Origin of the sequence: Mycobacterium sp. E2327 (assembly GCF_001672675.1) — a bacterium.
In the GTDB taxonomy this organism is placed as follows: Bacteria; Actinomycetota; Actinomycetes; order Mycobacteriales; family Mycobacteriaceae; genus Mycobacterium.
Genome location: NZ_LZKE01000223.1, coordinates 1 through 17094, shown reverse-complemented (window position 1 = coordinate 17094; position 17094 = coordinate 1). Strand labels below are relative to the sequence as shown.

General features: G+C 66.8%; 21 protein-coding genes. 13 read left to right on the top strand and 8 right to left on the bottom strand.

Annotated features, from left to right (window positions below):
- The first annotated feature begins 4 nt into the window (after positions 1-4).
- The 4 genes from A5712_RS26135 to A5712_RS26120 all read left to right on the top strand — a co-directional run bounded on the left by A5712_RS26135 (position 5) and on the right by A5712_RS26120 (position 2732).
- Positions 5-424, top strand: a complete 420-nt coding sequence (locus A5712_RS26135) for a DUF302 domain-containing protein (protein ID WP_068112156.1) — start codon at positions 5-7, stop codon at positions 422-424.
- A gap of 6 nt (positions 425-430) precedes the next feature.
- On the top strand, positions 431-790 hold the full coding sequence (locus A5712_RS26130; RefSeq protein WP_068112103.1) for a carboxymuconolactone decarboxylase family protein: 360 nt from the start codon (positions 431-433) through the stop codon (positions 788-790).
- A gap of 118 nt (positions 791-908) precedes the next feature.
- Complete coding sequence (locus tag A5712_RS26125; RefSeq protein ID WP_068112099.1) at positions 909-2273, top strand: wax ester/triacylglycerol synthase domain-containing protein; 1365 nt, start codon at positions 909-911, stop codon at positions 2271-2273.
- Positions 2274-2465: 192 nt separating this feature from the next.
- Positions 2466-2732 (top strand): ANTAR domain-containing protein, encoded by a 267-nt coding sequence (locus A5712_RS26120; RefSeq protein ID WP_068112095.1) that lies wholly within the window; start codon positions 2466-2468, stop codon positions 2730-2732.
- 87 nt (positions 2733-2819) lie between these two features.
- Here A5712_RS26120 and A5712_RS26115 read toward each other — a convergent pair whose 3' ends face one another.
- A complete protein-coding gene (locus A5712_RS26115) occupies positions 2820-3383 on the bottom strand; it encodes a MarR family winged helix-turn-helix transcriptional regulator (protein WP_231982248.1) in 564 nt (187 codons plus the stop codon).
- Between the two features lie 309 nt (positions 3384-3692).
- Here A5712_RS26115 and A5712_RS26110 point away from each other — a divergent pair, with 309 nt between their 5' ends.
- From A5712_RS26110 to A5712_RS26090, 5 genes are read left to right on the top strand one after another with little or no spacing between them, the layout of a single operon-like run.
- Complete coding sequence (locus A5712_RS26110) at positions 3693-5180, top strand: YHS domain-containing protein (RefSeq protein ID WP_068112092.1); 1488 nt, start codon at positions 3693-3695, stop codon at positions 5178-5180.
- Positions 5181-5190: 10 nt separating this feature from the next.
- Positions 5191-5439 carry a toluene-4-monooxygenase system B family protein gene (locus tag A5712_RS30515; protein ID WP_082973669.1) on the top strand — a complete coding sequence of 83 codons (249 nt, stop codon included), beginning with the start codon at positions 5191-5193 and terminating at the stop codon, positions 5437-5439.
- Positions 5429-5785: a Rieske 2Fe-2S domain-containing protein gene (locus A5712_RS26100; protein ID WP_068112086.1), complete on the top strand. Its 357-nt coding sequence runs from the start codon at positions 5429-5431 to the stop codon at positions 5783-5785. Before A5712_RS30515 ends, A5712_RS26100 begins: the two co-directional genes overlap by 11 nt.
- Positions 5769-6077 (top strand): MmoB/DmpM family protein, encoded by a 309-nt coding sequence (locus A5712_RS26095; RefSeq protein WP_068112083.1) that lies wholly within the window; start codon positions 5769-5771, stop codon positions 6075-6077. The genes A5712_RS26100 and A5712_RS26095 overlap by 17 nt, the downstream gene beginning before the upstream one ends.
- A gap of 4 nt (positions 6078-6081) precedes the next feature.
- The gene (locus A5712_RS26090; protein ID WP_068112079.1) at positions 6082-7083 is read left to right on the top strand and encodes an aromatic/alkene monooxygenase hydroxylase subunit beta; all 1002 of its coding nucleotides are present in this window, start codon (positions 6082-6084) and stop codon (positions 7081-7083) included.
- 10 nt (positions 7084-7093) lie between these two features.
- Here A5712_RS26090 and A5712_RS26085 read toward each other — a convergent pair whose 3' ends face one another.
- A complete protein-coding gene (locus A5712_RS26085) occupies positions 7094-7873 on the bottom strand; it encodes an IclR family transcriptional regulator (RefSeq protein ID WP_068112077.1) in 780 nt (259 codons plus the stop codon).
- Positions 7874-7917: 44 nt separating this feature from the next.
- On the opposite strand from A5712_RS26085, the gene A5712_RS26080 reads away from it, so the two are divergent.
- On the top strand, positions 7918-9258 hold the full coding sequence (locus A5712_RS26080; protein ID WP_068112075.1) for an FAD-binding oxidoreductase: 1341 nt from the start codon (positions 7918-7920) through the stop codon (positions 9256-9258).
- On the top strand, positions 9258-10052 hold the full coding sequence (locus A5712_RS26075; protein ID WP_068112071.1) for a DAPG hydrolase family protein: 795 nt from the start codon (positions 9258-9260) through the stop codon (positions 10050-10052). The genes A5712_RS26080 and A5712_RS26075 overlap by 1 nt, the downstream gene beginning before the upstream one ends.
- A 62-nt stretch (positions 10053-10114) precedes the next feature.
- Here A5712_RS26075 and A5712_RS26070 read toward each other — a convergent pair whose 3' ends face one another.
- The 3 genes from A5712_RS26070 to A5712_RS26060 all read right to left on the bottom strand — a co-directional run bounded on the left by A5712_RS26070 (position 10115) and on the right by A5712_RS26060 (position 13039).
- The gene (locus A5712_RS26070) at positions 10115-10567 is read right to left on the bottom strand and encodes a hypothetical protein (RefSeq protein WP_068112068.1); all 453 of its coding nucleotides are present in this window, start codon (positions 10565-10567) and stop codon (positions 10115-10117) included.
- 184 nt (positions 10568-10751) lie between these two features.
- Positions 10752-11096, bottom strand: a complete 345-nt coding sequence (locus A5712_RS26065) for a DUF732 domain-containing protein (protein WP_068112063.1) — start codon at positions 11094-11096, stop codon at positions 10752-10754.
- A 119-nt stretch (positions 11097-11215) separates the two neighbouring features.
- The gene (locus A5712_RS26060; protein WP_068112059.1) at positions 11216-13039 is read right to left on the bottom strand and encodes a DUF4407 domain-containing protein; all 1824 of its coding nucleotides are present in this window, start codon (positions 13037-13039) and stop codon (positions 11216-11218) included.
- Between the two features lie 235 nt (positions 13040-13274).
- On the opposite strand from A5712_RS26060, the gene A5712_RS26055 reads away from it, so the two are divergent.
- Positions 13275-13832, top strand: coding sequence for a hypothetical protein (locus A5712_RS26055; RefSeq protein ID WP_068112056.1), 558 nt, complete (start codon positions 13275-13277; stop codon positions 13830-13832).
- Between the two features lie 83 nt (positions 13833-13915).
- Entirely contained in the window at positions 13916-14344 is a 429-nt protein-coding gene (locus A5712_RS26050; protein WP_193376509.1) for an SRPBCC family protein, read from the top strand.
- Positions 14345-14352: 8 nt separating this feature from the next.
- Here the strand turns inward: A5712_RS26050 and A5712_RS26045 are convergent, their stop codons facing one another.
- The 3 genes from A5712_RS26045 to A5712_RS26035 form a co-directional block, all read right to left on the bottom strand.
- Positions 14353-14601: a hypothetical protein gene (locus A5712_RS26045; RefSeq protein ID WP_068112051.1), complete on the bottom strand. Its 249-nt coding sequence runs from the start codon at positions 14599-14601 to the stop codon at positions 14353-14355.
- Between the two features lie 56 nt (positions 14602-14657).
- Positions 14658-16403: a molybdopterin-dependent oxidoreductase gene (locus tag A5712_RS26040; protein WP_068112151.1), complete on the bottom strand. Its 1746-nt coding sequence runs from the start codon at positions 16401-16403 to the stop codon at positions 14658-14660.
- A 280-nt stretch (positions 16404-16683) separates the two neighbouring features.
- Entirely contained in the window at positions 16684-17091 is a 408-nt protein-coding gene (locus A5712_RS26035; RefSeq protein WP_082973672.1) for a nuclear transport factor 2 family protein, read from the bottom strand.
- Between the last annotated feature and the right edge of the window lie 3 nt (positions 17092-17094).

Below are 17094 nucleotides of genomic sequence, written 5' to 3'. Positions count from 1 at the left end.
CATGATGGACATCGCAATCGCGACGCCGCTGCACACCTCTTTTGAGGACGCGGTCGCGCGCACCCGCGAGGCGCTCGCGGAGCAGGGCTTCGGCGTACTCACCGAAATCGACGTGAAGGCCACGATGAAGGCCAAACTCGGCCACGACATGGAGGACTACCTGATCCTCGGCGCCTGCAACCCGCCGCTGGCGCATCGCGCCGTGCAAGCTAATCGCCAGATCGGCCTGCTGCTGCCGTGCAACGTCGTCGTGCGCGCCGACCCGCAGGACACCGGCACGGTGCTCGTCGAGGCGATGAATCCCGGACTGCTGGTGGAGGTCACCGGTGAGCCGGAACTGCGTCCGGTCGCCGAAGAGGTCGGTGACCGGTTGCGAGCGGCGATCGAGTCGCTGAAGAGCGCTTCGCCGGTGACCGCGGAGTAGGCCGCCATGTCGGACCAGCATCATCATCACGAGGTCCTGCAGGAGTTGCTGCCCCAGCACCGGGAGCTGCGTAAGCAAATCCCCGAGGTGTACAAGGGGTTTGCGGCCCTGAGCGGTGCGGCCCTGGCCGATGGGGCGCTGAGCCACAAGGTCAAAGAGCTGATGGCGCTGGCGATCGGGATCGTCCAGGGTTGCGACGGATGCATCGCCTCGCACGCCCAGGCGGCCGCGCGTGCGGGCGCCACCCGGGAGGAGGCCGCGGAAGCCATCGGCGTCACCATCCTCATGCACGGTGGGCCGGCCACCATTTACGGCGCTCGCGCCTACACGGCCTTCTGCGAATTCGCCGACGCCGCGGGGGCATGACCCCGCGGCATTAGACGCCCGGACGAATGGCCCGATGTCGTGGGACCAAAGTCATTGGCTGCCAATGATGTGCTGACCTTTGCCGTCCCGAGTCGTAGGTTTAGGCCCGGAGCACACCATGACTGCATTTCTACGCAACAGCGACGCGTTCACGTGGGCGATGGAAACCGATCCGCGGCTGCGATCGACCGTGGTCAGTGTCGTGCTACTGGATAGGCCCCCGGACTGGGACGCGGTGCGCGAACGGTTCGACCTGATCAGCCGGAAACTCCCGATGTTTCGGCAACGGGTGGTGCCCTCGCCGCCTCCGGCCCCGCCCCGCTGGGAGTATGCCCCCGACTTCGACCTCGACTACCACGTCCGGCGCGGTGTGGCGCCGGGGGCGGGCACGCTGGACGACGTGCTCGAGATGGCTCGATTGGCCGAGATGCAGGACTTCGACAGGGCCCGCGCGCTCTGGGAGACGACGTTCATCGACGGCTTGGAAAACGGTGGTGCGGCGATGATTTGCAAGTTCCACCATGCCCTCACCGACGGGATCGGCGGCGTGCAGATCGCCATGAACCTGTTCAACCTTTCCGAAGACGTGTATGAACACGAGCCGCTGCCACCCGAGCCGGACGCGTCGAGACCGTCGTGGGTCACCGGCTACCGCGACACCTGGCGCTACGACGCCCGCCTACTCGCGAACGCCGTTGCCGGCGCGGCCAAGGCGGCACCACGGCTCGTCTACGACGGTGTGCGCCGGCCGGTCACGACGGTTAGGTCGGCGGTGGCCATGGCGGGGTCCGTCTATCGGCTGATGCGGCCGATAAGTCGCCCCGGCTCTCCGCTGGTGACCGACCGTGGCCTGATCAGGCATCTCATGGTGCACGAGGTGCCCATGCCGCAACTGCGCGAGGCGGCCCACCGCTGCGGTGGCGCGCTCAACGACGCGTTCGTCTCGGGCGTGGCCGGTGGGCTGCGCCGCTATCACGAGAAGCACGGCGTCGAAATCGGTGACCTGCATCTGACGATGCCCATCAGCCTGCGGACCAAGGCCGACGACATGGGCGGAAACCGGATCACGCTGATGCGTTTCGACGTGCCCGCGGGTGAGGCCGACCCGGCGGCACGCATCGAGGAAATCCATCAGCGCGCCGGCGCGGTGCGCAACGAGAAATCCGTCTCCTACACACAGCAGATCGCCGGGGTGCTCAACCTGATGCCCCGCTGGTACATCGGCTCGGTGCTGCGCCATGTCGATTTCGTCGCCAGCGACGTGCCCGGGGTGCCGGTGCCGGTGTTCCTGGGCGGCGCACCGGTGCGCGCGCAGTACGCCTTCGGACCGACGATCGGCTCGGCGGTCAACGTCACGCTGCTCACCTATGTCGACAAGTGCGCGTTGGGCATCGACGTCGACACCACTGCCATACCGGATTTCGACGTCTTCTACGACGCCCTGGTGGCCGGCTTCGACGAAGTGCTGGCTCTCGCAGGCTGATTCGCGCTGTCCCGGATCGGTCACAAGCCCATATCGATTCCAGCGCTGCTCTGGCATACCGCCTTCGACGCGCAAATCATGGGCATAGGGCGCCTTTTAGGGGAGAAGGCGCGACGATGCGTACCGCACGGGTTCTACGGCCGCCATGCGGGTGGCGGATTCCGTTCGGGCGCAACAGGAGGTATCGAAAGCATGATGGCGTACGGCCCGAACTCCGGCCGCATTCTCGACACCGCGCGGGGAATCTTGATCGGACTTCGCCGATGCCCTTCGCAGGTGGCTTTGGACGAATTGCACAGTGCCGCATCGCGTCACAAGGTTCCGGTATTCGCCATGGCGTGGGCGCTCGTCCACCTGGCCGGCGACGGCGAGAAGACGCCGAGCTTCACCGACGCGCAGTCCGCCGCACGGCACGAGTGGGGTTCCCTGTTCAGCAAGTCGACGGCGGTGAGCTGCTGAGCCGCGGCTAGGGACTTGGCGCCGGCCGGGGTCCTGGGGGGTACCGCGGCCGTCGCCAGCCAGCATCGCCACCTCGCCGGCCGAAGCCTAGAGAGCGTGTATTGCAACGTGGTCCACGCAGTCCACGCGCAGCTCGTCGACGCGCAAAGCGGTGTCGTAGAACTTGCACCAATACTTGCGTTGAGCGGAATCGACCACTCCCAGTTGAACGCAGGTTCCGCATGCCCTGCTGACCGGGATCAATTCGGCCTCATGCATTTTCGCGATCAATTTCACCAAGGTGTCGAGGAGAGCCTCCGCGTCGGCGCGGTCAAGCCTCGATGCGGCGACCTCTGCAGGTGCCGTCCACCGTGAGGCGCTGGCGGCAATGCGGCGCCCGGACGGCGTCAGCACTAGCTGCTGGCTTCGACCATCACGGGGGTCGCGACGGCGCGTGACGAGCTTCTTGCGCAGCAGAGCGGACACCGCGTCGCTGACCGTTGCGTCCGACACGTTCAATTCGTGAGCCAGCGCCGTGCTGCGTGCCGCCGGGGGAGGCCCGACGTACAGCCATACCAACACTCGCATCTGGGTGCTCGACAGGTCGTGCCGGTCCGCGACGCGCCTCGCGAGAACATGCAGCGAGTCACCGAGGCGGTCGAGCGCCGCCACCACCTTGGAGTCCAGGCTGGGATGGCGTTCCCCGTCGTGCTTCAGGGGGTCACCTCGCTACGACCGCCGCCCGCGCCGGCGTAAGGCGGCATGGCCATTGCCGACTGGTCAAACATTTCCCAAGCTCCTCGAGTCGTTTGCTGCGAAAACCCCGGGTGGAGATCATCGCGGGTCACGCTACCCCGGATCACCGGTGAAAATCAGGCTGATTGAATATGTAGGAGTCCTTGGTATCTAGGCTAGCATCAACCGGTATCGCCAGGTCAATGCGCCGTCGCAGCGGCCACTCATCGACACGAGGATCCGTCCATGCCCAAACTATCGCGCAGTGACTGGTACGACCTGGCCCGCGACGCGAATTGGTCCTTCCGCTATGTCAGCGAAGCGGATGTGTTCCCTGAGGAGCTCTCGGGAACCCAGCGGGTCGCGAGCGAAGCCTGGCTGAAATGGGACGAGCCTTACAAGGTCGGTTATCGGGAGTATGTGCACAACCAGGTCACCAAGGACACGACGACGTACTCGCTGAAAAACGCCATCCGGCGCTCGAAGCTGTTCGACAAACTCGATCCGGGCTGGAAGTCGGTGATCGTCGCCCACTACGGCGCGATCACGATGCCCGAATACCTGGCGTCGATCGGCGAGGCGCGGATGGGGCGCTTCGGGCGGGTCGCGGCCTGGCGCAACACCGCCACGTTCGGCACCCTCGACGAGGTCCGGCACGGCCAGATCCAAGCGTTCTTTCCGTACGGGCTGCTTGACAAGGAACCGCGCGGAGACTGGGCGCTGAAGGCCTTTCACACCAACGACTGGATCGTCCTCGCGGTGCGGTACCTGTTCGACGACATGTTCGTGGCCAACGACGCGGCGTCCATCGCGCTCCAGCTGACGTTCACGCTTGAGACGGGCTTCACCAACCTGCAATTCCTGGGGATGGCCGCCGACGCAATCGACGTGGGCGACTTAGAGTTCGGCGCGCTGATCTCGTCGATCCAAACCGACGAGGCCCGTCATGCCCAGCAGGGCGAACCCACCATCAAAGTTTTTATCGACAACGGCGAAAAGGAGTGGGGACAGTTCCTGATCGACCACATGTTCTGGCGGTCGTGGCGAATATTCGCGTTGCTGACGGGTTTGTCGATGGACTACTACACGCCCTTGGAAAGCCGCCGGATGTCGTTCAAGGAGTTCATCGAGGACTGGGTGATCAAACAGTTCGCCGACCAGTTCCGCGATTTTGGTCTCGAACACCCTTGGTACTGGGAGGAATTCGTCAACGAGCTGACCTGGTACCACCACGCTATCCATTTGGGCGTGTGGTACTACCGCCCGACGGTGTGGTGGAATCCCGATGCCGGTGTGTCGGCCGCGGAACGGCTGTGGCTGGAGGAGAAGTATCCGGGCTGGAACCGGGACTTCGGGCGGCAGTGGGATGTGATCACCGCCAATGTCCGCAGCGGTGATATCGGGGCGACGCTGCCCGAAACGTTGCCGATCACGTGCAACCTGTGCCAACTGCCGATCGTGCGCGCGGCGGGGGTGATCGTCGGTGCGCATACCGACGCGTCACCGCTGACGCACGTCCATAACGGGCGGAAGTACTTGTTCTGCTCGGAGCCTTGCCGCTGGATCTTCACCCAGCGCCCCGAGCGGTTCGCCGGGCACCAGTCGCTGATCGACCGCGTGCTCTCAGGGGAGATCAGCCCACCCGACCTGGGCACGGTGCTGCAGTACTTCGGTCTCTCGGCGGAAGAGCAGGGCCAAGACGCCGACAATTACGCCTGGGCGCGGGAACGCTGAGGAGGCCGAGGTGGCACTACTTCCGCTGAGCGCGTTGTTCCGTGGGGACGTACTCGAGCTGCTCATCCCCGTCGACGATGGGGACACGGTCGAGCAGGTGGCTCAACAGGTCGCCCATCACGTGGTGGGTCATCGCGTGGCGGGCCGAGATGCGCCGCTTCGAATCCGGCATGGTGATCGAATCCTCCCGCCGGACAGTGTCATCGGCGCCTCCGGAGTGCAGCCCTTGGACCACGTGGAGGTCTTCTATGGTGACTGATCACGAACTCGGCTGGACGGTCGTGGCCGGCATCGACGAGCTCTGGGAGGGTGACGTCGGTGAGTTCTACGCCGACGATCTGCCGATTCTTTTGGTCCACTTACGAAACGGTGAGCTTCGCGCGTTTGCGGGAACCTGCCCGCACGCGGGCTTTCGGCTCGCCGATGGAGATATCGACGGCGACGTCCTGACCTGCTCCGCGCACAGCTGGGAATTCGACCTCGACACCGGTGCCGGGCTGAACCCCGACAACTGTCGGCTGCAGCGGTACCTGGTTCGGCGCGACGGCGACCGCATCGCGGTGGCGATACCGCAGAACGGAGAGACCCATGTCGCTGACCGATGAACGCAAACTCGTCGGGCCGATCGTTCGAGGCTTCGACCCCGACATCGTTGGCGCGCTGACCGAGGCGATTCACCTCGACAACCCCGACACCGAGATCGTTGTCGAAGATCATTCGGGCTACGTACGGATCCACGCGCAGTGGTTTTTAAAAGTCACCCGGGGAAGTCTGGAATCCGCTGCTGGTCAACCCCTTTCACTGGCTTCCCTGGAGCCTGCGATAGCCGGATTCGCGGGGCGCATGCGCTACGTCGGCGACGATGAGTTGCAGTGGTACTTGGAACGAGAGGACTGATGAGATGACCACCGCGTCCCCACGCCGGCTAAAAACCTGGAGCATCCTCGGCGATACCCGCCGCAAACCGACGGAATACGAGACCGTCACCGGTCACTTCCACTACCACTTCAACCGCAAGCCGGCGCCGTTCGACCTCGATCCCGACAGCCCGATCAACCGCTGGTATGTCAGGCATCGCGAAGGATCCCCGCTGCGTGCCGGTGATTGGGACGGCTTTCGTGATCCGGCCGCGCTGAACTACCGACGCTACGTCGCGCTGCAACACGACCGAGAAATCTATGCCGAAGGCGTGGTCGATCACTACGAATCACTCGACCACGACGACCAACTCGACCCGGCCTGGGTTTCGGTGCTCGAGCGCCTTTACCTGCCCGCCCGGTTCGCCCTCCACGTCCTGCAGATCACCGGCCTCTACGTCGGTCAGCTAGCGCCCAGCGCCTACATCACCAACGCGGCCTTCTTCCAGGCCGCGGACGAGTTGCGCGCCTTGCAGTGGGTCGCCTACCGCGCTAAATCGCTGTCCCTCACCCACGGCGTGCAGCTGGCCAATTCCGAAGCAACCCGGTCGATTTGGGAACTTGACGACGCCTGGCAGCCCGCGCGCGAAGCGCTCGAGCGCCTCCTGTTGGCCTACGACTGGGGCGAGGCCTTCACGGCGCTGAACCTGGTCATCAAGCCGACCCTCGATGCCCTGTTCAAGGAGTCGCTGCCCGAGCTGGCCGCTACACACGACGACGGATTGACCGCGGCGCTGCTGCAGGAGTCACGAATCGACACCCTTAGAAGCCATGACTGGAGCGCCGCGCTGGTTCGCTACAGCGTCGCGGCGAACGCCACAAACCACGACGTGCTCACGGATTGGGTAGCCAAGTGGCAACCGTTAGCCGACAACGCGGTTGCCGGGCTCGCCACGCTATTCGCGGCGGCACCCCATCCGGTCGATCCGGAAGCGGTGGTCCGGCAGGTGACGGAGTCGGTCTCAAGATTCCGTTCGTCGTTTTAGACGTAGCGAGTCAACGCGTCCATGCGGGCGAGGCGGCCGCCGCACGCAATGCGGTGAGGATGCGCTGCTCCTTTTCGCGAAAGCGCGAGGTGGGAGCGGGAACCGAGATCGCGACCACGGTGTCGCCGGCAGTGCGCCCCGCGATGGCGGCGGCCGAGATTCCCCGGGTGTGCTCGTCGCGGTCGAAAGCGACACCGGTGCGCCTGATCTCGGCCACCTCCTCACGCAGCGCCTCGGTCGCACCGGGGCCCAAGCGAGCGAGGACGGCCTCGGCCTCCGCGGCGTCCAGGGCCGCCAGGGCCGCCTTTCCGTTGGCGGTCGATTCCAGCGGGAATCGGACGCCGACGGCCGAGACCGCGCGCAGCCGGTGCGGCGATTCGATCTGGTCTACGAACCACATTCGCTGACCCCGCAGTATCGACAGGTCGACCGTTTCGCCGTCGGTGGCGCGCGCCACCCGTTCGATCGTCGGGCGGAAGATCGTCGCGATCTGTTCCCCGTCGGCCCCGCCGAAACCCAACAAGCGGTCGCCGAGCGAGAAGTGGCCCTGGGCATCGACGCTCGCCAATCCCACTTCCACCAGGCCGACCAGCAAGCGGCGAGCGGTCGACTTGGCCAGCCCGAGCCGCTCGCCGAGGTCGACCAGGCGCAGCCGCCCCGGCTCGGCGGCGATCTCGTCCAGCGCGGCGGCGGCCCGGCGCAGGACCTGGATTCCTTCGTCGCGACCGGTCGGCAAAATCTCCCCCTCAGACACTCTTATTTGGCACGCGTCCACTATAGTGATCCGCATCGCGGACTACAAAGACCCGAAATGCGGATCAAAGGAGTTCCCACATGGGCGCGCTACCAGCCGGGCGGCACTTTTTCCGGGGCGATGAGGGGTACGAGGCCGCCCGGCGCGGCACCGTGTGGCACGAGCGAGTGCCCGAACGCTACCCCGAGGTGATCGTCCAGGCCGTGGACGCCGCGGAGATCATCGCCGGCATCCGCTATGCCAAGGCCAACGGCCACAAGGTCAGCATCGTGTCGGGCGGGCACAGCTTCGCCGCCAGCCATCTGCGCGACGGCGCGGTCCTGCTCGACGTCAGCCGCCTGGATCACGCCACGATCGACGCCGAAAAGGGCCTCGCCGTCGTCGGTCCGGGCAAGGGGGGCAGCCTGCTCATGGCCGACCTGGAGGAGCAGGGCCTGTTCTTTCCCGGCGGCCACTGCAAGGGCGTCTGCATCGGCGGCTATCTGCTGCAGGGCGGCTACGGCTGGAACAGCCGCGTCTTCGGTCCCGCGTGCGAGAGCGTGGTCGGCTTGGACGTCATTACCGCCGAGGGCGAGCAGATCCATTGCGACGCAGACAATCACGCCGATCTTTACTGGGCCGCCCGCGGGGCCGGCCCGGGTTTCTTCGGGGTCGTCACGTCGTTCCACCTGAAGCTGTATCCGCGCCCGGCCGTCTGCGGCACCAGCGTCTACGTCTATCCGTGGGACCTCGCCGACGAGGTCTACACCTGGGCCCGCAGCATCAGCGCCGAGGTGGACCGCCGCGTGGAGATGCAGGCCATCGCGACGCGCAGCCTCCCGGAGATGGGCATCGACAGCCCCGCGATCGCGTTCGCGTCCCCGGCGTTCGCCGACTCGGAGGAGGAAGCGCAACAGGCCCTCGCCATCTTCGGCACGTGCCCCGTCGTGGACAAAGCGCTCCTCGCCGTCCCATACATGCCGAGCGACCTGCCCACCTGGTACACCGCCGTGATGACCCACTACCTGAACGACCACCGCTACACGGCCGACAACATGTGGACCTCCGCGCCCGCCGAGGAGCTGCTGCCGGGCATCCGGACGATCCTGCAAACCATGCCGCCCGCCCCGTCGCACTTCCTCTGGCTGAACTGGGGGCCGTCGCCGCCGCGCCAGGACATGGCCTACAGCGTGGAAGACGAGATCTACCTGGCGCTGTACGGCTCGTGGAACAACGCGGCCGACGACGAGAAGTACGGCGATTGGGCCGGATCCAACATGGCGGCGATGTCGCACCTGGCCACCGGGATCCAGCTGGCCGACGAAAACCTGGGCAACCGGCCGGCGAAGTTCGCCACCGACGAGGCGATGGCGCGCCTGGACAAGGCGCGCGCCACTTATGACCCCGACGGCGTGTTCAACAGTTGGATGGGAAGGCTCTGATGTCCGGCGACCTCTACCTGGGCTACCGCGGCGACGACGTGAACACGCCGTTCGGCAAGTTCTTCAAGCCCGAAATGGACCCCCTGCCAAAGCATGTCGTCGAGGCGCTCCAGCATGGCCCGCAGGGTGGGATGGCGCTGCTGGCGTTCGACGACGCCGCAACCGTCGCCGAGGAGGGATACCACCAGACCGAGAACGGCTACGGCATCCTCGAGGACGGCAGCTTTCAGGTGTCGGTGCGCACCGACATGCCCGGGGTCAGCCCCGCGATGTGGGCGTGGTGGTTCGGCTGGCACGGTTGCGACACCCGCCGCTACAAGTTGTGGCACCCGCGGGCGCACCTGTCCGCCGTCTGGAAGGACGGCCGCGACGACCAACGGTACATCGACCGCTGGTCGATGATCAGCGAGTACATCGGCTCGACATTGCTCAACGCCGCAATTCAATTCGTTGACCCGACAACCCTGGGTTGCCCGCCCGACGGCGCGGACGCGGTGTCGATCTGCGCTCGGCTTGGCTCGGCCGACGCGCCGATGGATACGGGATGGTTCATCCATCACATCCGTTCGACACCCGACGGCGCAGAGATGCGATCACGGTTCTGGATGGGCGGAGCGCATATCGCAGTGCGCAACGCGCCGGACGTGGCGTCGCGGGCGGTTCGCCCGTTCGCCTCGCGGGTGCTGGGCACCCCGGAGACGACCGCCCGCAACCTGCTGGTGCACTGTGCGCAGGAGATGAACCACCTGGCGGGCTTTCTGCCCGAGCTCTACGGCGCCTTCGCCGACGAATAGGTCGCGCCGTCGCGAGAGTGCCACGGGCGAAACGTTTCTCGAGTCGCCCTTGCGGGTTGGCATCAAATCGACGGCGCCGCCGGCTGGTGTGGCGCACCGACCACCACGAATGCCTCGACCGTCGTGGCCTGCTCGAAGCCCTCCACCTCCACCCGCCACTCGTAAAGACCGGGCTCGAGGGGTATTCCCGCGGGGATGTTGAGCGTGAGCGGCATCCGGACCGACGTGCCGTGGATCGCCCCCGGGGGACGCCCGGCCTCCGCCGAGGCTTCGAAAGAGATCCGCTGCGGCCCTTGCGTTCCCATCACCACCACCGGTTCACCGTCGGTGGTCAACAATTGACACGTCAGCTTGTGCGGTTTGTTGGTCTCGTCCCAGTCGATGTCCAGGAAAAGCACCAAAGCGAAAGCGGGCGTTGGTGTTTGACACTGCCGCCACCCGAGCCCGAGGGCATTGACCTTCCCGGATTGGACGTCGGCCTGCGCCGCGTCCGCAAGGAACAGGCTGATCTTCACGCCGGAGCCGCGATCGCCTTGGCAGTTGTCACCGCGAGACCATGCCCTGCCATCTCCGCCGCCTCGAGATCCACGAGATCCTTCCCCCGTCGTTATCCGGAGGATCATACCTTCGCGTGGACCAGGCAGCGCGGCCGTACACCCGCGCGGGTGCCGTCGGGCCGCCAGGCGAAACGGGCGGTCGCTATGCGCCGGCGGGCTTCGGCGATTCGCCTTCCTCGGTTTGGGTCAGCTTTTCCGGGCAGTATGCGGAGGCCGCGATCGCCGCGAACTTGGCGGCCCCGGGGCCTTGGAATCCCGGATTTTTCTCCTGCAGGTTCTTGACGATTTCCTCGCCCGTCATTCCGTCGTCGGCCGACTTGCACACCTGCTTGCCGGCGGTGATCGCACGGTCGGCGTTCAGGTAGGTCAGCCCGGCCTGGGTAAGCGCGTTGAGGAAGCTTTGATCCTTGGCGTCAGGGTCGGCGTACGCCGGGGCGGCGGTACCGATCACCAGGGCGGCACTTGCCATCAACAGTACGAGTCTCATAGTTCGGTGATTCTCGCAAAGCGGGGCTGAGGGCGCCATCTGTTGCGGCCAACGGGACTTTAACGGCAGCTGGCCGCCCGATGAAAAATCCGAGGGAGTCAGGCGCCGCGCAGCCGGCGTCATTGCCCGGGCGGTAGCTGCCGCGGGCCCTCGGGCGCACGCAGCTCGCCCGGCCCCTCCCGCTGCGTCAGCTCGGCCTTGCGGTCGCGCCCCGCCACCGCCAGGCCCTCGACGTCCTTCGCGGCGATCGGGCGCGCCGAGCGCCGCTCGTGCCCGCCGACCCGGTGCGCTGTGCCCGCGCCGCGGTCGCCGCGCGAAGACGAGACCCGTGCGGTCGCGGGCGGGGCTTCGTCGGTCGCGGACCGCCGCGGCGCCTGCTCACCGGGATCGGTGCTTTCCGAGTCCAGCGTCACCTTGCGGGTGCGCTTGAGCGCGAAGGTGATCTCCTCAACCTCTTCGAACACGTGGCGCGCGGTGCGCAGCGGCTGGGTGGTGTTGTCGATGACCCGGGCGACGAACGGCGGGACCAGCGGGCGAATCCAGCGGGCGGCGGCCTTGGTGGCGTCCGGAAGCGACGGGATCAGTGGCGTCGCCCGCTCCTCGTGCGGCTCGACCTCGCCGCCCGCCTCGACCGGGGCGGGCAGGTTCGCGGGGGTCTCGGGTGGCATCTCGACCTCGGGCTCCTGCTGGTCGGCGGACAACGGCGCGATCGCCCGGCTGGCCGCCTCCGCCTCCGCCGCGATCGGCAGGTAAATGTCGTCTTGCACCGGCTCGAACGTACGCCGCGACGACGCGCGCACCGGCGCCTCGAGGGCGTCCATCACCCGTCGGCGCTGCTGCTCGCGGTCGATCTCGGTCTGGGCCTCGATGGCGAGCCGCGCCTGGGTGAGTTGGTGCTCGGCCCACATGATCTCGGCCTCGCGGCGGACCTGCGCCCGTTTGATCGCGATGGCGGTTTCGGCCTCCATCTCGGCCCGTTCGCGCTCGGCCCGCGCGGTCGCGTGCCGGTCGTGCGTCGTCTCGCCACGCCACAGCCGCAGGATCAGCGGCAGCAGGCACAGCAGCGCGAAGAACGCGATCGCCGCCAGCCGCAGCGCCAACGGCCCGGCGCCGGCCAGCGTCACGTCGTTCATGGCGACCCAGCGCGCGCCGAGCCCCCGGCCGGCGTCCGCGGCCACGTCCTGACGCGCCCGGGTCACGGCCTGCTCGTCGCGGGCGAGCTGGGCGTCCAGTTCGGGAGCCCGGCGGTCACGGGTCGCCAACGCGTTGTCCAGTTCGTGCTGCGCGTCGGCGAGAAGCTCGTTCGCGGTTCGGGTTTCGGGCCCGGCCCCGGGCACGCCGGTGATCCGGGTCTGGGGGCAGGGTGGCGTGGGGTTGTACTCGCAGCGCGCCACGACCAAAGCCTGATCCTGGCGTTCGCGGGCCTGCGCGACGGCGCGCTCGAGCCCGGCCCGCGCGTCCCTGGTTTGTTGCAGCGACGCCGAGGCCCGCGCGACGGCCGGCGCCGAGTCGGCGTCGCGCAGTGCCCGTTCGTCGAGCCGGTGGTCGATCGAGCTGGCAAAGATGACGAGGGAGGCGAGCTCGCCGACAACGACCCCGACGGCAATCGCGACGCCCCCGCGGGCCACCACGCCGGGCCAGCGCCGCCGGGGCCCGCCGGCCGTGCCACGGGTCACCGCACCGACCAGTAGGCCGAAGACGAGCGCCAGCGCCACGACGGCGAGCGTCGGCCAGCGGGTGGACTCCCGCAACGCCAGCCCCGCGACCAGCCAGGCCAGCGCCGCCGCGAGCAACACGACCGCACCGGCCAGGGCTTCCTCGGCCTGAGCCTGCCGCTCGTGGCTTTCACCGAGCTCGCGCCGGTGGCCGCCGCCGAGCCAAGTGAGCGGTCCCTGGATCCGGGACTTGAACGAGCGCGACGCAGTAGCTTCCTGGGCGCACATCAGCTCTCAACACCTCCAAGTCAGTCCAGCCTCCCAGGCCGACGGCCGGCGCACCGAATCCAGGCGCCACGCGTGTGGTGATGTTCACAGCGCAACGGGGTGGGTGCGGGGTCACATCCTCGTGATACCCATCGGGTCCGCCCAGCCTGGGCCGGGGCCACGCCTGGCTCGAATTTGCTGCGACGCGAGCAGATCAGCGACGGTTCCGGCAGGGGACGTGAGACGGTATAAGCCTATGCCAAACCACGATTATGTCACCTACGAAGAGTTCGGCCGCAGGTTCTTCGAGGTCGCGGTCACGCCCGAGCGTGTCGCCGCCGCGTTCGCCGACATCGCGGGCAACGAGTTCGCCATGGAGCCCATCGCGCAGGGCCCCGGCGGGATCGCCAAGGTCAGCGCCAACGTCAAGATCCACGATCCCAAGGTGACCCGGCGCCTGGGCGACGAAATCACATTCGTCATTCACATCCCGTTGGCCCTTGACCTGCTATTGGATCTGCGGCTCGACAAGCAGCGGTTCGTGGTTTCCGGAGACATCGCGCTGCGTGCCACGGCACGGGCCGCCGAGCCCCTGCTGCTGATCGTCGACGTCGCCAAACCGCGCCCCTCCGACATCACCGTGAACGTGTCGTCGAAATCCTTCCGCGGCGAGGTGCTGCGCATCCTGGCGGGCGTCGACGGCGAGATCCGTCGCTTCATCGCTGCCTACGTCGCCGAGGAGATCGACTCGCCGCAGTCGCAGGCAGCGCAAGTGATCGATGTGGCCCACCAGTTGGCGGAGGCCTGGCCCTAAGCCGGCGCGCCGGGTTTATCCCTTCGGGACAGGCGGGTATGCGGTTGCAACGTCCGTGACCGCCTGACGAGGAGCGAGAACCGTTGGCACGAGTAGATGTTTCGATGGCGTCCGATGTGCCGCCGGAGACCGCCTGGAAGCTGGCGTCCGACCTGCGCCGGTTCGACGAGTGGTTGACGATTTTCGGTGGCTGGCGTGGGCCGGTTCCGTCGACGATCGAGAAGGGCACCTGCGTTTCGTCGTGCATCAAGGTCAAGGGCTTCCGGAACATCATCCACTGGGAAGTCACCTGTTACGACGCACCGAAAGCGGTTGAGCTGCAAGGGCGGGGCCGCGGCGGCATCCGCATCGGGGTAGGCGTGACGATCTCCGACGACCACCCCGGATCGAAGTTTCACCTCACGGCGGACCTCAAGGGCGGGGTGCTCAGCGGGCCGGTCGGGGGACTGGTCGCCAGGGTGTTGCGCTCGGACATTCGCAATTCGGTGAACAATTTGGCGAACCTGCAGTAGCCCTGCACCTACCGCCGATCCGTGTGCCAGCCGCGTTCGGCCTCGCGGATTTGCCTGCGGTCCATGGCAAGCCAGGCCAGCCCCGCGCCGAAGGCCAGCAATCCGACGATCGCGGCCCCGACGCCCGCTCGCGCGTCGCCGAGGGCGAAATTTGCGACGCAGACCACCAGCGCGACGGCGGCCGCGGCGACCACGAGGAGCCCGGGGGAGCGCCGCTCGAAGTACCTCATGCCGCCTCCTCCGAAGGTCGCACTCATTTGACCGCTTTCTCGCGGCTACCCGAAATGCCCTCGGAGGAAACGACTTTGCCGAGTTACAGCGTCTGGTGCCGCCCGAAATACTTGTGGTCCTCGCTGTAGCCCCCGTAACCGCTGCCGATGTCGCGGTAGTCGGCGACGAACTCGATTCCCTTGATCCACTTCACCAGCTTGAAGCCGTGCTGCAACTCGTTGCGCAGCCGCAGCGGCTTGCCGTGCATGTAGGGGAGCGGCTGGTCGTTCATGTTGTAGGCCAGCATCGTCATGTGGTGGTCCATCTGGCCGATGTGGTGGGCGTTGTAGTAGATACCGCCGGTGGCGCCGAGGCCCATCGAATAGAACACCGCCCATTTCGCCTCGGGCAACGGTTTGACGATGTCCATGATCGCCTTCATCTGCACGCCGCCCCACTTGGCGACGCCGGACCACGCCTGGATGCAGAAGTGCTGGCTGATCTGCTCGTGGTAGGGCAGCGCCTTCAGGTCGTCGAGCGAGAATTCCATGGGGTGCTCGACCAGCCCGTAAACCTTCAACCGCCAATCGCGAAAGTCGTTGGCTTCCAACTCCTTGTACTCGACGGTCTCGGGCAGCCGGCCGTTGCGCCAGTGGTGGGGCGAGATGTCCTTCTCGGTGAAGGCGCCGGGCTTGGGGTCGAGCTGCTCGAGCGCGCGCTGGAACGGGCCGACGAGCGCGTACCCCACCCGCTGGATCACCCGGGGATGGCGAATGGTGAAGGGCGTGGCCCACACCCACGCGATCGCGGTAACCACCATCGCCGCGGCGAAGATCATGAAGCCCACCCAGCTGTCGTCGTCGCGGGAGGCGAACATGTGGTTGAGGTTTCGCAGCGCGCCGGTCGTCAAGACCATGGTCACGTGCACCAGGATGAAGAACAGGAAGTACACGAGCACCACGAAATGCAGTGAGCGCGCGTGCTGGATGCTCAGCCGCTTGCTGAGCCAGTGCACGCGCTGCGACAAGGCCGGGGACATCCCGAGGCCGGTGATTAACGCGGCCGGCGCGGCGATGAGCACCGTGGTGAAGTACGCCAGCAACTGCAGGCCGTTGTAGGCGACCCACCCGTTGTCCTTCGGCCAGTCCAGGGACAGATACTGAATCGCCACCGAGGCGGCGTTTCCGAACACGTCCCAGCTGGTCGGCACGATGTGTCGCCACTGCCCTGTGGCGAACAACAGCACGTAGAAGACCGCCCCGTTGACCAGCCACAGGACGTCGACGCCGAGATGCCACCACCGCGCCAGCCCGATGGAGTGGCGAAACCCGGGCAACCCGAATTGCGGTGGCAGCGCGACGGTGTCGGCGTTGGCGGTCCACAGTTCGTCGTCCGGCACCGGGGGTCCGACCCGCAACCACTCGTCCTTGCCCGGGGTGGCGTTGCGGCTGAAGTAAAGCCGGGGATGGTCACAGAGGATCTGGATCCCCGTCCGGATGATGAACATCATCATGAACAGGTTGAAGAAGTGGGTCCACCCGATCCAGGCGGGCAGGCCCGGACTGCCCCCGGAACTGGCGTCGGTCCCCGGGTAGCGCTGGATGAACGACTGCACCGCCGGCATGTTGTGCAGGCCCTTGCCGATCGCCACGCCGAGGACCAACAGGGCGAAGCCGATCGGGATGAGCCAGAGCAGGTTGAACCATTTGTCGCGTCCGACCCGCAGCTTGGGCGCCGTCGCGCGCCGGGTCAGGTCGAAACCGCCGCCGTACGCCTCGACGTCGATGGTGTCCTCGGCGGTATGGATTTCGTTGCGGTAATCGGGGATTGACGTCAGCGGCGTGCCCACCGCAACTGCCGCCACGGCGCTGTCCCGATGTTCGGTGTTCGTCACGCGCCCGAAATTACCCGAATGGACTTGGATTAATTGGACTCGTTCGGGAAGGAAGACGCCGCCCCGCGCTCGACAACGTCGGCAATAGTTGCTAGTGGGCAAAAACCGTCTCGGACACCGTCCGGTTTTCCGCACCTACAGAACGGATAGCGGATTTTTACCGCAGACTCGGTTCCTGGGCGGTCGCTGTGAGTTTGGGCATAACCCTCTGGAAGCCGTCGGGGAAGATGGCGCGCTAGGCGGGGTCGCGTGGCCGCAACCGGCGGACCGGCCGGGTCTCGATCGCGTTGATGGTCAGGGCCCGGCGGCTGATCCGCCAGCCCGCGTCGGTCAGCCGGTACTCGTCGTCGTAGCGCAGGTGCCACACCACGTCGAGCACCTCGTCGCCGCGGTGGCTCCAGTGGTGCGCCACGCACGCGACCCGCCCGGCGGCGCTTCCGCCCGTTTCCGTCTCCTCGTACACCTCACCGACGATGGCGTGTTCGGTGCGGGTGACCGCGGCGACGGCGGCCACCGCGGCGCCGATGGCCTCGCGGCCGCGGTGGGAATGAACCGGCGCCAGCGCGTCCGGCGGGTCGGGCACCGTCAGCTCGGCGGTCTCGGTGAAAAGTGTTGCGACCGAGTCGAATTGACGGTCATCCACGTG

What these genes read in the sequence shown, in the direction of transcription:
- A5712_RS26055 (WP_068112056.1), top strand. Translation starts at nt 13,275, where the DNA reads ATGCCAAACCACGATTATGTCACCTACGAAGAGTTCGGCCGCAGGTTC.
- A5712_RS26095 (WP_068112083.1), top strand. Translation starts at nt 5,769, where the DNA reads ATGTCGCTGACCGATGAACGCAAACTCGTCGGGCCGATCGTTCGAGGC.
- A5712_RS26120 (WP_068112095.1), top strand. Translation starts at nt 2,466, where the DNA reads ATGATGGCGTACGGCCCGAACTCCGGCCGCATTCTCGACACCGCGCGG.
- A5712_RS26130 (WP_068112103.1), top strand. Translation starts at nt 431, where the DNA reads ATGTCGGACCAGCATCATCATCACGAGGTCCTGCAGGAGTTGCTGCCC.
- A5712_RS26090 (WP_068112079.1), top strand. Translation starts at nt 6,082, where the DNA reads ATGACCACCGCGTCCCCACGCCGGCTAAAAACCTGGAGCATCCTCGGC.
- A5712_RS26085 (WP_068112077.1), bottom strand. Translation starts at nt 7,873, where the DNA reads ATGCGGATCACTATAGTGGACGCGTGCCAAATAAGAGTGTCTGAGGGG.
- A5712_RS26065 (WP_068112063.1), bottom strand. Translation starts at nt 11,096, where the DNA reads ATGAGACTCGTACTGTTGATGGCAAGTGCCGCCCTGGTGATCGGTACC.
- A5712_RS26080 (WP_068112075.1), top strand. Translation starts at nt 7,918, where the DNA reads ATGGGCGCGCTACCAGCCGGGCGGCACTTTTTCCGGGGCGATGAGGGG.
- A5712_RS26100 (WP_068112086.1), top strand. Translation starts at nt 5,429, where the DNA reads ATGGTGACTGATCACGAACTCGGCTGGACGGTCGTGGCCGGCATCGAC.
- A5712_RS26075 (WP_068112071.1), top strand. Translation starts at nt 9,258, where the DNA reads ATGTCCGGCGACCTCTACCTGGGCTACCGCGGCGACGACGTGAACACG.
- A5712_RS26110 (WP_068112092.1), top strand. Translation starts at nt 3,693, where the DNA reads ATGCCCAAACTATCGCGCAGTGACTGGTACGACCTGGCCCGCGACGCG.
- A5712_RS26060 (WP_068112059.1), bottom strand. Translation starts at nt 13,039, where the DNA reads ATGTGCGCCCAGGAAGCTACTGCGTCGCGCTCGTTCAAGTCCCGGATC.
- A5712_RS26045 (WP_068112051.1), bottom strand. Translation starts at nt 14,601, where the DNA reads ATGAGTGCGACCTTCGGAGGAGGCGGCATGAGGTACTTCGAGCGGCGC.
- A5712_RS26135 (WP_068112156.1), top strand. Translation starts at nt 5, where the DNA reads ATGGACATCGCAATCGCGACGCCGCTGCACACCTCTTTTGAGGACGCG.
- A5712_RS26125 (WP_068112099.1), top strand. Translation starts at nt 909, where the DNA reads ATGACTGCATTTCTACGCAACAGCGACGCGTTCACGTGGGCGATGGAA.